At 73.2% G+C, this 13,281-nt stretch carries 12 protein-coding genes; 5 read left to right on the top strand and 7 right to left on the bottom strand.

Going from position 1 to position 13,281, the window contains the following annotated elements; genetic code table 11:
- Positions 1–20 precede the first annotated feature (20 nt).
- Together Air01nite_RS09710 and Air01nite_RS09705 are read left to right on the top strand one after the other, a co-directional pair.
- The gene (locus Air01nite_RS09710) at positions 21–2,087 is read left to right on the top strand and encodes an NPCBM/NEW2 domain-containing protein (protein WP_203701653.1); all 2,067 of its coding nucleotides are present in this window, start codon (positions 21–23) and stop codon (positions 2,085–2,087) included.
- 29 nt (positions 2,088–2,116) lie between these two features.
- A complete protein-coding gene (locus Air01nite_RS09705) occupies positions 2,117–3,421 on the top strand; it encodes an ABC transporter substrate-binding protein (protein WP_203701652.1) in 1,305 nt (434 codons plus the stop codon).
- A gap of 3 nt (positions 3,422–3,424) precedes the next feature.
- Here the strand turns inward: Air01nite_RS09705 and Air01nite_RS09700 are convergent, their stop codons facing one another.
- Complete coding sequence (locus Air01nite_RS09700) at positions 3,425–4,168, bottom strand: hypothetical protein (protein ID WP_203701651.1); 744 nt, start codon at positions 4,166–4,168, stop codon at positions 3,425–3,427.
- Between the two features lie 90 nt (positions 4,169–4,258).
- The gene (locus Air01nite_RS09695; RefSeq protein WP_203701650.1) at positions 4,259–5,128 is read right to left on the bottom strand and encodes an alpha/beta fold hydrolase; all 870 of its coding nucleotides are present in this window, start codon (positions 5,126–5,128) and stop codon (positions 4,259–4,261) included.
- Positions 5,129–5,210: 82 nt separating this feature from the next.
- Here Air01nite_RS09695 and Air01nite_RS09690 point away from each other — a divergent pair, with 82 nt between their 5' ends.
- Positions 5,211–7,058, top strand: coding sequence for an AfsR/SARP family transcriptional regulator (locus Air01nite_RS09690; protein ID WP_203701649.1), 1,848 nt, complete (start codon positions 5,211–5,213; stop codon positions 7,056–7,058).
- A 2-nt stretch (positions 7,059–7,060) separates the two neighbouring features.
- On the opposite strand, the gene Air01nite_RS09685 is transcribed toward Air01nite_RS09690, so the two are convergent.
- The 4 genes from Air01nite_RS09685 to Air01nite_RS09670 are packed head-to-tail and all read right to left on the bottom strand — an operon-like array spanning position 7,061 to position 10,519.
- Positions 7,061–8,260, bottom strand: coding sequence for an ABC transporter permease (locus tag Air01nite_RS09685; protein ID WP_203701648.1), 1,200 nt, complete (start codon positions 8,258–8,260; stop codon positions 7,061–7,063).
- A complete protein-coding gene (locus Air01nite_RS09680; protein ID WP_203701647.1) occupies positions 8,257–8,910 on the bottom strand; it encodes an ABC transporter ATP-binding protein in 654 nt (217 codons plus the stop codon). Before Air01nite_RS09680 ends, Air01nite_RS09685 begins: the two co-directional genes overlap by 4 nt.
- Positions 8,907–9,980 carry a peptidoglycan-binding protein gene (locus Air01nite_RS09675; protein ID WP_203701646.1) on the bottom strand — a complete coding sequence of 358 codons (1,074 nt, stop codon included), beginning with the start codon at positions 9,978–9,980 and terminating at the stop codon, positions 8,907–8,909. The genes Air01nite_RS09680 and Air01nite_RS09675 overlap by 4 nt, the downstream gene beginning before the upstream one ends.
- Positions 9,977–10,519 carry a hypothetical protein gene (locus Air01nite_RS09670; protein ID WP_203701645.1) on the bottom strand — a complete coding sequence of 181 codons (543 nt, stop codon included), beginning with the start codon at positions 10,517–10,519 and terminating at the stop codon, positions 9,977–9,979. Before Air01nite_RS09670 ends, Air01nite_RS09675 begins: the two co-directional genes overlap by 4 nt.
- Before the next feature lie 134 nt (positions 10,520–10,653).
- Here Air01nite_RS09670 and Air01nite_RS09665 point away from each other — a divergent pair, with 134 nt between their 5' ends.
- Together Air01nite_RS09665 and Air01nite_RS09660 are read left to right on the top strand one after the other, a co-directional pair.
- Positions 10,654–11,310 (top strand): response regulator transcription factor, encoded by a 657-nt coding sequence (locus Air01nite_RS09665; RefSeq protein ID WP_203701644.1) that lies wholly within the window; start codon positions 10,654–10,656, stop codon positions 11,308–11,310.
- The gene (locus Air01nite_RS09660; protein ID WP_203701643.1) at positions 11,307–12,500 is read left to right on the top strand and encodes a sensor histidine kinase; all 1,194 of its coding nucleotides are present in this window, start codon (positions 11,307–11,309) and stop codon (positions 12,498–12,500) included. Before Air01nite_RS09665 ends, Air01nite_RS09660 begins: the two co-directional genes overlap by 4 nt.
- Here the strand turns inward: Air01nite_RS09660 and Air01nite_RS41045 are convergent.
- Positions 12,469–13,257 carry a hypothetical protein gene (locus tag Air01nite_RS41045; protein WP_239090609.1) on the bottom strand — a complete coding sequence of 263 codons (789 nt, stop codon included), beginning with the start codon at positions 13,255–13,257 and terminating at the stop codon, positions 12,469–12,471. The genes Air01nite_RS09660 and Air01nite_RS41045 overlap by 32 nt on opposite strands.
- Positions 13,258–13,281: the final 24 nt, after the last annotated feature.

Raw genomic sequence — 13,281 nt, 5'->3', positions numbered from 1 at the left:
CACGAAGATTGGTGCTGATCATGCGTAAACCGCTCGCTTTGTCGGTCGCCATGATCCTCGGTGCGGCCGTACTGGCCGTCCCGTCGCCCGCCGCGGCCGCGACCCCGGTCGTGCCGATCACGGCGCCGCCGATGGGCTGGAACAGCTGGAACAGGTTCGGCTGCGACATCGACCAGAACCTGATCCGGCAGACCGCCGACGCGATCGTCGCCAACAACCTCGACGACCTGGGCTACCGGTACGTCAACATCGACGACTGCTGGATGGCCTCCACCCGCGACGCGCAGGGCCGCCTGCAGCCCCACCCGACCCGGTTCCCGTCGGGGATCAAGGCCCTGGCCGACTACGTCCACGCCCGGGGGCTCAAGCTGGGCATCTACGAGTCCGCCGGCACCGCGACCTGCCAGGGGCTGCCCGGCAGCCTCGACCACGAGGTGATCGACGCCAACACGTTCGCCGCCTGGGAGGTCGACCTCCTCAAGTACGACAACTGCAACCACCAGGGCCGGCCGGACGCACAGCGCTACCAGGCGATGGGCGACGCGCTGAAGGCGTCCGGGCGGGCGATCGTCTACAGCATCTGCAACTGGGGCCTGGCCGAGCCGTGGCTGTTCGCGCCCCGGGTCGGCGGCAGCCTGTGGCGCACTACCGGCGACATCACCGACACCTGGGGCAGCGTGCTCTCGCTGCTCGACCAGCAGGTCGGGCTCGAGCCGTTCGCCCGCAACAACGGCTTCAACGACCCCGACATGCTCGAGGTCGGCAACGGCGGCATGACCACCACGGAATACACGGCCCACTTCAGCCTCTGGGCCCTGCTCAACGCGCCGCTGCTGCTCGGCAACGACCTGCGGTCGATGTCCGCGCAGACGCTTGCGATCATCCGCAACGCCGAGGTGATCGCGGTCAACCAGGACTGGGGCGGTTCGCAGGGCCGCAAGATGCGCGACTTCGGCGAGACGGAGGTCTGGGCCAAGCCGATGAGCGACGGCGGTGCCGCGGTCGTGCTCTTCAACCGCACGGCGGCGACCGCGACGATCACCACCTCCGCCGCCGAGGTCGGCCTCGGCGGCTCCACCGGGTACGCGTTGCGCAACCTCTGGACCGGTGCCACCTCGACCTCGACCGGGGCCGTCTCGGCGAGCGTGCCCGCGCACGGCGTCGCGATGTTCCGGGTCAACCGGTCCGGCTCCCTGGCCGCCGCACCCGCGGCCGGCACGCACCAGGTCGGCGACGCGGCCTGGCTCGCGTCCAGCAACTTCTGGGGTCCGGCCGAGCGCAACCGGGCCAACGGCGAGCAGGCCGCCGGGGACGGCGGCACACTGACCGTCAACGGCACGACGTACGCGAAGGGCGTCGGCGTGCACGCGGACAGCGCCGTGCACCTCTACCTGGGTCGCGCCTGCCCGCTGTTCTCCGCGTCCGTCGGCGTCGACGACGAGGTGACCAACGCCGCCGCGTCGGTGCGCTTCCAGGTGTACGGCGACGGGCGGTTGCTCGCCTACAGCCCGGTGAAACGGGCCGCGGACGGGCCGACCTCGCTGCGCGTGGCGACGGGCGGATACGCCACATTGGAGCTTCGCGTCACCGACGGTCGGGACAACGCCAACTACGACCACGCCGACTGGGGTGGTGCGACGCTGACCTGCGCGGCGCCCGGCACCGGCTCGGTGCCGGGGTTCACCGGCGGCAACGGCTGGGGGCCGGCGGAGCGCGACCAGTCCAACGGTGAGCAGGCCGCGGGCGACGGCGCGGTGGTCACCGTCGGCGGGGTCAGCTACGTCCGTGGCATCGGCGCGCACGCGCCCGGCGACCTGACCGTCAACCTCAACGGCGCCTGCGAGCGGTTCACCGCCGTCGCGGGCATCGACGCCGAGGTCAGCTCGGCCACCGCCCGGGTGGTCTTCACGGTGCTGGCCGACGGCGCGACCCTCTACACCAGCCCGGCGGTGACGCTCGCCAGCGGCCCGGTGGTGGTCGACCTCGACGTGACCGGCCGCGCGGCGCTGCGCCTCGTGGTCGGCGACGGCGGCAACGGCGTCGACTACGACCACGCCGACTGGGCCGACGCCCGCCTCCTCTGCTGATCTGCATCGCTCGTCGTCTGGAGGATCGGATGAAAGACCAGTTTTCCCCGGCTCCCGCCCTGTTCGGTATGCCCGTGCCCCGGCGGTCCCTGCTGCTCGGCGCGGCGGCCCTGGCGGCCGCGCCCGCGCTCGCCGCGTGCGGCGACGACGACAACGGCGGTGGTGCCGCCGGTGGCGAGGTGACCTTCGGCTCCAACGAGGTCGGCTCGACGTTCGCCAAGCAACGCCAGGCGGCCGCGGCCGACTTCCAGGCCAAGAACGCCGGCTACACGGTCAAGCTCAACGAGATCGACCACAACACGTTCCAGGAGAACATCAACAACTACCTGCAAGGCAACCCGGACGATGTGTTCTCCTGGTTCGCGGGCTACCGGATGCGGTTCTTCGCCCGGCGCGGCCTGATCGGCGACATCAGCGACGTCTGGCCCCTCGACGGCGTCAACGAATCGTTCAAGACGGCGTCGACCGGCGACGACGGCAAGCAGTACTTCGTGCCGCAGTCCTACTACCCGTGGGCGATGTTCTACCGCAAGAGCCTCTGGACCGAGCGCGGCTACCTCGTGCCGCAGACGTTCGACGAGTTGGTGACGCTCGCCGGCAGGATGAAGGCCGACGGCCTGACCCCGATCAGCTTCGCCGACAAGGACGGCTGGCCGGCGATGGGCACGTTCGACATCCTCAACCTGCGGATCAACGGCTACCAGTTCCACGTCGACCTGATGGCTGGCAAGGGCTCCTGGGAGAGCGCCGAGGTGCGGAAGGTCTTCGACACGTGGGCGCAGTTCCTGCCGCTGCACGCGACCGACTCGCTGGGCCGCACGTGGCAGGAGGCGGCGCAGGCGCTGCAGCAGAAGAAGGCCGGCATGTACCTGCTCGGCACGTTCCTGCTCGACCAGTTCCCGCAGGACGAGCGGGAGGACGTCGACCTGTTCACCTTCCCGGAGATCGACCCGACGATCGGCGCGGACGCCATCGACGCGCCGATCGACGGCTTCTGCATGAGCGCGAAGCCGAAGAACGAGGGCGGCGCGAAAAAGCTGCTGGCCTACCTGGCCAGCCCGAACGCGGCGGCGGAGGCGAGCAAGCTCGGCGAGCCGTTCATCTCGTCGAACGCCAAGGCCGACACGAGCGCCTACACGACGATCCAGAAGAAGTCGGCGGAGCTGGTCGGCAGCGCCAAGAACATCGCGCAGTTCCTCGACCGGGACACCCGGCCGGACTTCGCCTCCACGGTGATCATCCCGGCGTTCCAGGAGTTCATCAAGAAGCCGGGCGACGCACCCAACATCCTGAAGAGCATCGAGAACCAGAAGAAGACGATCTTCGTGGACTAGGCCCTAGTCCAGGGCGTAGTAGACGGCTTCGTGGAGGTCGGTCGGTGGGTTGAGGATCGTCGCGGTCGGCACCCCGATCCAGACGTCCGCGGCGCGGACGACGCGGTGCAGGGTGCGGGTGCCCTCGGGGGCGGTGGAGGGCCGGACGACCACGACCGGTCGGCCGACCTCCACCCGGTAGACGAACGCGTCGATCCGCTGGACGTTGGCGAGTGACAGGTGCCGGTAGAGCTCGTCGGTGGCGGCGGGTTGGCCGTGCGACGGGCCGCCCACGACGCGCGCCAACAGGCCGCTGGCTAGCTCCTCGATGTCGGCTGCTGGTAGGGCGGCGAGCGCGGGCCGGGTCTCGTCCAACCGGGGGTGGGGTTCCGTCGCGAGTTCGAGCTCGACTGCGGCTTCGGCTGCGGACTCGGGCTCGGCTCCGGCTGGGGGTGCGGTCGCGTACTCGGGCTCGGCCACGCCCTCAGGCTCGGGCCCGCGCTCGCCCGCGGGCTGGGACCCGCGCTCAATCGCGGGCGTGCGCCCGCGCTCGAACTCAGAGGCAGGATCAAGGTCGAGCGCCAACGTGCGCACGGTTTCGGGTCTCGCTGGATCGGGTTCGGGCAGGGCGAGCTTGAGCCGGCGGGCGATGTCGGCCAGACCGCTCTCTGGCAGGTCGGTCAGCATCACCCGGCGGTGGACCGTCGGCAGTGGATCGTCGACGGCGTCGCCCTGCCACTCCTGCGGAGACTCCGAAACCTCGTGCACGGGTCGTGGCCCCTTCCCTACTGCGGCATCGCTGTCCACCGTAGAGCGCCACCCCCGCCCAGCACGACGGACCCGATGTGCGGCATCGTCCTACCGAGTAGGCAGTTCACGCAACAGATTGACGATTTCCGCGGGTCTTTCTTCCACCATGAAATGTCCGGCCGTCGTGGTGCGGTGCACGAGGTCGGGCGCCCAGGCCCGCCACAGCGCCGCCGCGTCGTAGCCGAGGGCCGCGCCCCAGTCCTGCTGCACGACCGTGACCGGCATGGCCAGGCGGTGCCCGGCGGCCCGGTCGGCGCGGTCGTGCGCGACGTCGATGCCCGCGGAGGCGCGGTAGTCGGCCACGATCGACGGCACCGCGGCCCGGGAGGCGGCCAGGTAGGCGGCGCGCACGTCGGGCGGGATCGCCGCCGGGTTCTTGCCCCAGGCGTCGAGGAAGGAGCCGAAGAACGCGTCCGCGCTCGCCTCGATCATCCGCTCGGGCAGACCGGGTGGCTGCGCCATCAGATAGAGGTGGTACGCCACGGCCGCGTCGACGCCGTGCAGCACGTCCCACATGTCCAGCGTCGGCAGCACGTCGAGCAGCGCGACGTGGGTGACGGTGTCGGGATGGTCGAGGCCGGCGCGGAACGCGACCAGCGCACCGCGGTCGTGCCCGGCGAGGGCGAACCGGTCGTGGCCGAGCTCACGGGCCAGGGCCACGACGTCGGCGGCCATGGTCCGCTTGGAATAGGTGTCCTCGCTCACCGCGGCCGGCTTGTCGCTGGCGCCGTACCCGCGCAGGTCCGGGCAGATGACCGTGTGGTCCGCGGCCAGGTCGGCGGCGGCGTGCCGCCACATCAGGTGGGTCTGCGGAAAGCCGTGCAGGAGCACGATCGGGCGACCCGCACCACCCACCGCGGCGTGCAGGCGCACGCCGTCGGCGACGGTGACGCGGCGCTGCTCGAAACCGGAGATCATGTGTGTTCCCTTCAACGTGGTCGATCACCGCCAGCGTGCCGGCGGCGGATGAGCAACCGATGAGCGCGCTACGTTGACCTGCGTGTCTGTCGAAATCGGCGTCCTGGGCCCGGTGGTCGCGTGGGCCGCGGACGGCACCCCGATCGACCTGCGCGGCCCGCGGCACCGGGCGGTGCTGGCCCGCCTGGTGGCCGCCGGCGGGCGGGTGGTGCCGGTCGACCGCCTGGCGGACGATCTCTGGCCGGACCCGCCGGCGGGCGCGGTGAGTGCGCTCCGCACGTTCGTGGCGGCGCTGCGCCGCGCGCTGGAACCTGACCGGCCACCCCGCACGCCGGCCCGCGTGCTGGTCACCGAGGGCCCGGGGTACGCGCTGCGGCTGCCGCCGGACGCCGTCGACGCCTGGCGCTTCGAGGCTGCGGTCGCCGCACAAGACCTGCTGCCGGAGGCGCTCGGCTGGTGGCGGGGTCCGGCGTACGCCGGCCTGGACGAGCCGTGGGCCACCGCGGAACGGGCGCGCCTGGAGGAGCTGCGCCTGCGCGCGGTCGAGCTGCACGCCGCCGAGCTGCTGTCCACGGGCCGCGCCGCGGAGGCGGTCCCGGAGCTGGACGCCCACGCGGCCGGCCACCCGTGGCGCGAGACCGCGTGGCGCCTGCTGGCGGAGGCGCTGTGGCGAGCCAACCGCCAGGGCGACGCCCTCGCGGTCCTGCGCCGGGCCCGCGCCCTGCTGCGGGACCAGCTCGGAGTGGACCCGGGCCCGGAGCTACGCCGCCTGGAAACGGACATCCTGCGCCCAACGGACGACTTGTGGGCGGAAGCGGCCGCGGCCTACGACCGCACGGTCGGCTCCGGCACACCGGCCCGCCTGGAGTCGACGGTCGACCTGCTGCGCGGCCTGGCGGTCGGCGGCGGCCTGGCCGCGGCGCGCGAGCAGCGCCTGACCATCATCGAGGCGGCGGAACGCCTGGGCGACCCGGAGCTGACGGCCCGGGTGATCGGCAGCTACGACGTGCCCGCCATCTGGCCGAGATCCGACGACCCGCCCCTGGCCGCCCGGGTCGTGGCCGCCGCGCAGCGCGCGCTGTCGGCGGTGCCGCCCGGCTCGCCGGTCGCGGCCCGGTTGCTCGCGACCATCGCCGTCGAGTCGCGCGGCACCGGCACGCCGCGGGGCGCGCGGGCCGCGGTCGAGGCGGAGCGGATCGCGCGGGAGCTCGGCGACCAGGCGCTGCTGGCGTTCGCGCTGAACGGCCGCTACATGCAGACGTTCGGGCGGCCAGGGCTGGCGCCGCAGCGGGACGCGATCGGCGCGGAACTGGTCGCGCTGTCGGCCCGCCACGGCCTCGCGTCGTACGAGATCCTCGGCCACCTGATCCGGCTGCAGTCGCGGTCGGCGCTGGCCGACTTCGCCGCGGCGGACGCGCACGCCGCCGCAGCCGACGCGTTGGCGGCGCGGCACGGCCGGCCCCTGGTCGGCGTGTTCACGGCCTGGTACGCGGCCCTGCGGCTCGCCGCCACCGGCGGTGCGACACCCGCGGTCGAAGCCGCCTACCGCGCGGCCGCGACGACCCTGCGGGGAGCGGGGATGCCCGGCGTCGAGGAGGGCCTGCTGCCGCTGGCGCTGCTGTGCCTGCGCACCTGGCGCGGCCTGGACCTGGACTTCCCCGCCGACACGGACTGGGGTCCCTACGCGCCGTGGGCGCGCCCGCTGCTAGAGCGGGACAGGGGAGCTCTGCGCCGGGCTCCGGACCCGCCGCCGGACCTCATGCAGGAAGCCCTCTGGTGCCTGACGGCCCGGGCCGCGATGCGGCTCGGTGACCAGGACCGGGCCGCCGTGGCCCGCGCCGCGCTCGCCCCGGCGGCCGACGAGCTGGCCGGCGCCGCCAGCGGCATGCTCACCGCCGGACCGGTCGCCGACCTGCTCGTCGACCGCTGACTTCACGGCGTCGCGAGCGCCTCCGTCGGGGAGAGGCGGGCCGCGCGGATGGCCGGATACAGCCCGGCGATCCCCCCGATCACCACGGTCGCCGCCAACCCGCCCGCCGTTGCCCAGCCGGGCACCGTGGTCGGCCAACCCTGGTAGTACGCGTACCCGGTGGTCACGACGACGCCGAGCAGCACGCCGCCGATGCCGCCCAGGGCCGACAGCAGCAGCGACTCCGCCAGGAACTGGGTGCGGATCTGGCCGCGGGTCGCGCCCAGCGACCGGCGCAGGCCGATCTCACCGCGGCGTTCCAGCACCGAGATGACCATCGTGTTGGCCACCCCGACGCCGCCGACCAGCAACGCCACCGCGCCCAGGCCCAGGAGCAGGCCCGTGAACGCCGCGCCGGCCGCGCGCTGGGCCGTCAGGGCGTCCGACGGGCGCGACACGTCGACCTCGTTCGGTGCCTCCGGGTTCGCGGTCGGGCCCAGGACCGCGCGGACCGCTTCGACCTGGGACTCGTCCGAACGCGTGTAGACGGTCGTGGCATGGCCGTCGAAGCCGAACAGCCGCTGTGCCACCGGCCAGCCCATGATGGCGGCGCTGTCCAGGTTCTCGGCGAGCGCGACCGGCGCCAGGATGCCGACCACCACGAACTCCTCGCCGCCCACCACGATCGAGACGTCCGGCCCGGCGTGACCGATGCCCAGCCGGCGGGCCGCGGCATCGCCGAGGACGACCGCCGGATAACCTGCCGTCGCCTCGTTCAGCCAGACTCCACTTCGGACTGCCGCCGAAACGGTGTCCAGCAGGTCGATCCGCGCGGCGTACGTGGCAAGGCCGTTGGTCTGTGCCTGCGGGATCCGGTCCGTGCGGTAGACGCTCGCGCCACCGACGGCGCCGACCGCCGACGTCGACCGGACCGGTCCGATCCGCTCGATCATCGACTCGGCCGCCAGCGGCAGGTTCGCGTCCTCGCCGAAGATGGACTTCCCGGGCGTGACGGTCAGCAGGTTCGTCCCCAGGGCCGCCAGCTCGCGGTCCAGGTCGGCCCGGGACGACGCGGAGATGCCGACCACCGCGATCATGGCCGCGATGCCGATCGCGATGCCCAACGCGGAGAGCAGAGCCCGGGTCGGCCGGGTACGCAGGCCCACCGCACCCACCCGCACGACGTCGCGCGGGCGCAGCCGGGCCGGTGCCAGCGTGCTCACGCGACCACCGCCCCGTCGCGCATCCGCACCTGGCGGGGCAGGCTCGCCGCGATCTCCCGGTCGTGGGTGATCACCACGACCGTGGTGCCCGCCGCGTGCAGGTCGCGCAGGAGGGCCAGCACGCCCGCGCCGGCCGCCGAGTCCAGGTTGCCGGTCGGCTCGTCGGCCAGCAGCACGCCCGGCGCACCGACGACGGCCCGGGCGATCGCCACCCGCTGCCGCTCGCCGCCCGAAAGCTCGTGCGGCTCGTGCTCGAGCCGCTCCGACAGCCCGACCCGGTCCAGCGCCTCGGCCGCCCGGCGCCGGCGCTCGGTGAGCGGCACACCGGCGTACAACAGACCGTCGGCGACGTTGTCGAGCGCGCTCACGCCCGGTGCCAGGTGGAAGCTCTGGAACACGAAGCCGATCCGGCGGGCCCGCAGCGCCGAGAGCTGCCGGTCGGACAGGCGCGACACGTCGTGCCCGTCCACCCTGACCGTCCCGGCGCTCGGCACGTCGAGCGTGCCGAGCAGGTGCAGCATCGTCGACTTGCCGGACCCGGACGGTCCGACGATCGCGACCAGCTCCCGCTCGCCGATCGCCACGCTCACCCCGCGCAGCGCCGCGACGCCGCCCGGGTAGACCTTCGAGACGTCCGTCAGCTCGATCATTTCGGAATCCCGACCGTGACGCCCTCGGCGATGCCGTCGCCGGTGATCTCGACCCGGCCGTTGGCGAACAGCCCGGTCTCGACGCGGGTGTACCGGGTCGTCGACCCCTCGACCAGCTCCACCCCGTAGCCGCCCTCGGCCAGCGCGACCAGCGCCGCCACCGGCACCGTGAGCACGTCGGCGTGCTGGGCGGCGGTGAACGTCACCTGGACCGCGGCGACGTCCAGCCCCGCGCCGGCCTTCGGGTCTGACAGGGCGACCTGCGCCTCGATCCTGGTCTCCGGATCGCCGTTCGGGTCGTCGCTCGCCTCGATCACCGTGTAGACCCGCGTCACCTTCCCGTCCGCGCGCTTCCCGTCCGGCAGCGCGACCGTCACCGCCGTGCCGGTTTTGGCCAACCGCTGGTCGGCGACGTCGAGCTGCACCGTGATCACCCGGCTGGTCCCGGTGTACGCCAACACCTCCTGACCCGGCCCGGCCGCGCCGGCCAGCTTCGCGGTCACGCTGTCGACCCGGATCGCGCCGGGCGCGAACACGACGCGGCCGAGGTCCACCCGGCCGGTCTCGTCGACGCCGAGGTCCTCCTGCCAGTCGCGCACCGCCTCGGCCGTCGCCGAGGTGTACTCGTCGTCGACCGTGAAGCCCGTGTAGCCGAGGGCCCGCAGGTTCTGCTCGAGCTGCTTGACGTCGGCGCCCTCGTCGCCGTCACCCAGCGCGCGGTAGGCCGGCAGGGCGCCGAGCATCAGCACGACCGGCTCGTCGTCCACCGAATAGATCGGCTTGCCACGGGCGATGACCGATCCGGCGTACGGGAGGGCGGTGACCGTCCCACCGAGGCGCCCGGTCAGCGTGGTGGTGTCGCCGTAACCGAGCGTCCCGTCGACCGTCTGCGTGTCGTCGAGGGTCTGCCGGTTCACGGTCGCCGTCGCCGGTGGCAGGGCCGCCGCGGGCGAGCCCGCGTCCCGGTCGCCGAAGCCGAACCCGATCGTCGCCGCGGCCGCCGCTCCGACGGCCAGCACGGTGACCGCACCACCGGCGATCTTGGGTCCGCGCCCCCGGCGCCGGCTCACGGCTTGGCTCCGGGCCGGCCGAGCTCCGCCTCACAGGCCTTGTTCGCGGCCTCGAAGTCCGGGTCGGAAGCGATCTTCCCGTCGATCTTGATGCCGCCGCCCATGTTGGGGTCCGGGTCCGGGAAGCTCTCGACGCCGTTCTCCCGCATGCACTGGGCGTGCGCCAGCATCCGCTCCCGCATCTGCGGGTCGGGCTGACCGCCGCCGGGTCCGCCGGACGGCGAGAACTCCTTGCACGCCTCCTGCGCGGCCTGCACGTCGACGCCGGGCTTGGCGTTGATCCGCTGGCTGATCCGGCCGCCGTCGATCTCCGGGTCGGGCATGTCGACGCCGTGCTCGCGCATGCACTGTGCGAACTTCAGCGCCCGGTCCGCGGCGTCCTCCGGTGCCGGTGCGCCGCTGGTGGCCGCCGCGGTCGGGGTGCCGCCGGCCGAGGCGACCGCCGGGCCGTCGTCGCCACCGGACCCGCACCCGGCGGCCAGGGCCGCGAACAGGGCGAGCGGGACGAACGCGTACGCCATGGGTTGCCGTCTTCTCATCACTTCTCCTGGCAGCGGGCAGGCCGCCGGGCTGCGGCCCGCTATGGCGGCGAAGTCTTCGCCCGCGCCCGTTTCGGCGGCGCTTCCGAAACCGCTAACAGCGAAGAAACAGGTTGGCTCGGCACCATGAGCCGATGCGCATCCTGGTGGTCGAGGACGAACGGCTGCTCGCCGAGGCGATCGCGGAGTGGCTGCGTGACGACGCGCACGCCGTCGACGTCGCGCTGGACGGGGACGCCGCGCTGGAACGCCTCGCGGTCAACGACTACGACGTCGTGGTGCTCGACCGCGACCTGCCGAAGGTGCACGGCGACGACGTGTGCCGGGCGATGGTCGGCTCGGACACGACCGCGCGGATCCTGATGCTGACGGCGGCCGCCGAGGTCGGCGACCGGGTGGCCGGACTGTCCCTGGGCGCCGACGACTACCTGCCCAAGCCGTTCGCTTTCGTCGAGCTGGCGGCCCGGGTGCAGGCCCTCGGCCGGCGCGCCCGCCCGGCCCTGCCACCGGTGCTGCGCCGGGCCGGCATCCTGCTGGACACCGCGCGGCGCCAGGTGTTCCGCGACGACCGCTACGTGCCACTGTCCAAGAAGGAGTTCGGGGTGCTCGCCGAGCTGCTGCGGGCCGAAGGCGCCGTGGTCAGTGCCGAGCAGTTGCTGGAGAAGGTCTGGGACGAGAACGCGGACCCGTTCACCTCGGCGGTCCGGCTCACCGTGCTGAAGCTGCGCCGCAAGCTCGGCGACCCACCGATCATCGAAACCCTGGCGGGAGAGGGGTACCGGATCTCATGAGGCGCTTCCGTCCGACCCTGCGTGCCCGGCTCACCCTGGTCTACGGCGGGCTCTTCCTGCTGGGTGGCCTGGTCGTGCTCGGCGTGACGCACGTCCTGGTCCAGCAGCAGCTCCCCCGCGGCGTGATGGTCACCAAGGAGTTTTCGGGCGCGGGGACAGGCACCCGTGACGCGGTGTTCTTCCAGGGCCCCGACGGCGAGCAGATCCCCGCCGACGACGTGCCGCAGTTCGTGGCGCGGCAGACGGCCGAGTTCCGCACCGAAGCACTGACCTCGCAGCTCACCCAGGGCGGCATCGCGTTGGGCGTGGTCGGAGCCGCGGCGATCGGCCTCGGCTGGCTGATCGCGGGCCGCGTGCTGGCGCCGCTGCACCGGGTCACCGACACCGCCCGCCGCATCGCCCGCGGCGGCGACCTGAGCCTGCACGAACGGATCGGCCTCACGGGCGGCGACCACGACGTGAAGGAGCTGGCCGACACGTTCGACACGATGGTCGAGCGCCTGGACCGGTCGTTCGAGAGCCAACGCCGGTTCGTCGCCAACGCGTCGCACGAGCTGCGTACGCCGTTGACGCTCAACCGGGCACTGGTGGAGGTGGCGATGAACCGCCGCACCGCGTCACCGGACGTGAGCCAGCTCGGCGAGACGCTGCTGGAGATCAACAGCCGTCAGGAGCGCTTGATCACCGGCTTGCTGCTGCTGGCCCGCTCGGAGCACGAGGTGGTCGACCCGCAGGAGATCGACCTGGCCGACATCGCGACGCACGTGGTCGCGCAGGCCGCCGCGGAGGCCCGCGCGGCCGAGGTGACGCTGACGGAAGCGGCCCGGCCGGCACCGACCGGCGGCGACGCGGTGCTGCTGGAACGGCTGGCGCAGAACCTGGTGGAGAACGCGATCAGGCACAACGTCGCCGGCGGCTTCGCCCGGGTCGCGACCCGGACCACACCCGACGGCGGCGCGGTTCTCGAGGTCACCAACACCGGACCGGTCATTCCGGCGTACGACCTACCGGGCTTGTTCGAACCCTTCCGCCGCCTGGACGCGGACCGCCTGGTCACCGCCAAGGGCGCGGGCCTCGGCCTGTCGATCGTCCGCTCGGTGGCCCGCGCACACGGCGGCGAAGCCACGGCCCGCCCGAACCCCGGCGGCGGCCTGGTCGTCACGGTCTCGTTGCCACCCCCGCACGGTTGAGGATCAGCTCCATCTCGGACACAGGCAGCGTCGGCGAGGCGGCCGCGGTGCTGACGACCCACGGTTCGTCGTCCGTCAGCAGGGTGACGAGGGCCGGGGTCGGCAAGCGTGGGTGGGTGGCCACCGCCTGGCGCACGGACGGCTCCGGGTCCGCGGCCAAGCGGCTCGCCAGGTCCGGTGGCAGGTCCGGGTCGCGGGGCGCGAGTTGGCGCATCCGCGGGTCCGGATCCGTCGCGAGCCGGCGCAGCGTCGACGGTGGCAGCGGAAACTCGTCGGCCGGCCGCCAGAGCGTCCGCTTGTCCGGCCGGAACTCGCGGTCGATGCGTTCCGCGGCGTCCGCGTCGACGAGGTGCGGCGCGTGCCTGGCCATGGTCGTGCGGACGACGCTCTCGTCGTCACGGAGCAGCCGCGCCGCGACGTCCGCCGGCAGTGCCCGGTTGCGGGCAGCGGAGCTGCGAAAACAGGTGTACGGCGAGGAGACGTGCGGCAGCGGGTCGGCGGTGACCCAGGGCAGGTCGAGGTTCCTCAGCTCGAGGACGGCGATCGTGTGCTCGATCTCCTGGGACGGCCGCATGACCGCCGCGTAGATCTGCGCGCGCAGCCCGTCGGGGGTGTCCGGGCGAGCGAAGACCGCGACGCGCACCCGCGCGCTGACGTCGGCACCGAGCCGGTCCCGCAGGTGCGCCGGAAGTCGCGGGTGCCCCGCCACCTGTCGGCGTACGTCCGGATCGAGGTCTCCGGCCAACCGATCGGCCATCGGCCCCGTCAGTCGCAGATGGCG

The organism is Asanoa iriomotensis (assembly GCF_016862515.1).
In the GTDB taxonomy this organism is placed as follows: Bacteria; Actinomycetota; Actinomycetes; order Mycobacteriales; family Micromonosporaceae; genus Asanoa; species Asanoa iriomotensis.
The sequence above is the reverse complement of the archived record's forward strand: the minus strand, read 5'-3'. Positions and strand labels throughout refer to the sequence as shown.

Excerpts from the sequence above, each read along its gene's own strand:
- Air01nite_RS09705 (WP_203701652.1), top strand. The coding sequence starts at position 2,117 with ATGAAAGACCAGTTTTCCCCGGCTCCCGCCCTGTTCGGTATGCCCGTG.
- Air01nite_RS09680 (WP_203701647.1), bottom strand. The coding sequence starts at position 8,910 with ATGATCGAGCTGACGGACGTCTCGAAGGTCTACCCGGGCGGCGTCGCG.
- Air01nite_RS09660 (WP_203701643.1), top strand. The coding sequence starts at position 11,307 with ATGAGGCGCTTCCGTCCGACCCTGCGTGCCCGGCTCACCCTGGTCTAC.
- Air01nite_RS09710 (WP_203701653.1), top strand. The coding sequence starts at position 21 with ATGCGTAAACCGCTCGCTTTGTCGGTCGCCATGATCCTCGGTGCGGCC.
- Air01nite_RS09665 (WP_203701644.1), top strand. The coding sequence starts at position 10,654 with ATGCGCATCCTGGTGGTCGAGGACGAACGGCTGCTCGCCGAGGCGATC.
- Air01nite_RS09670 (WP_203701645.1), bottom strand. The coding sequence starts at position 10,519 with ATGAGAAGACGGCAACCCATGGCGTACGCGTTCGTCCCGCTCGCCCTG.
- Air01nite_RS09695 (WP_203701650.1), bottom strand. The coding sequence starts at position 5,128 with ATGATCTCCGGTTTCGAGCAGCGCCGCGTCACCGTCGCCGACGGCGTG.
- Air01nite_RS41045 (WP_239090609.1), bottom strand. The coding sequence starts at position 13,257 with ATGGCCGATCGGTTGGCCGGAGACCTCGATCCGGACGTACGCCGACAG.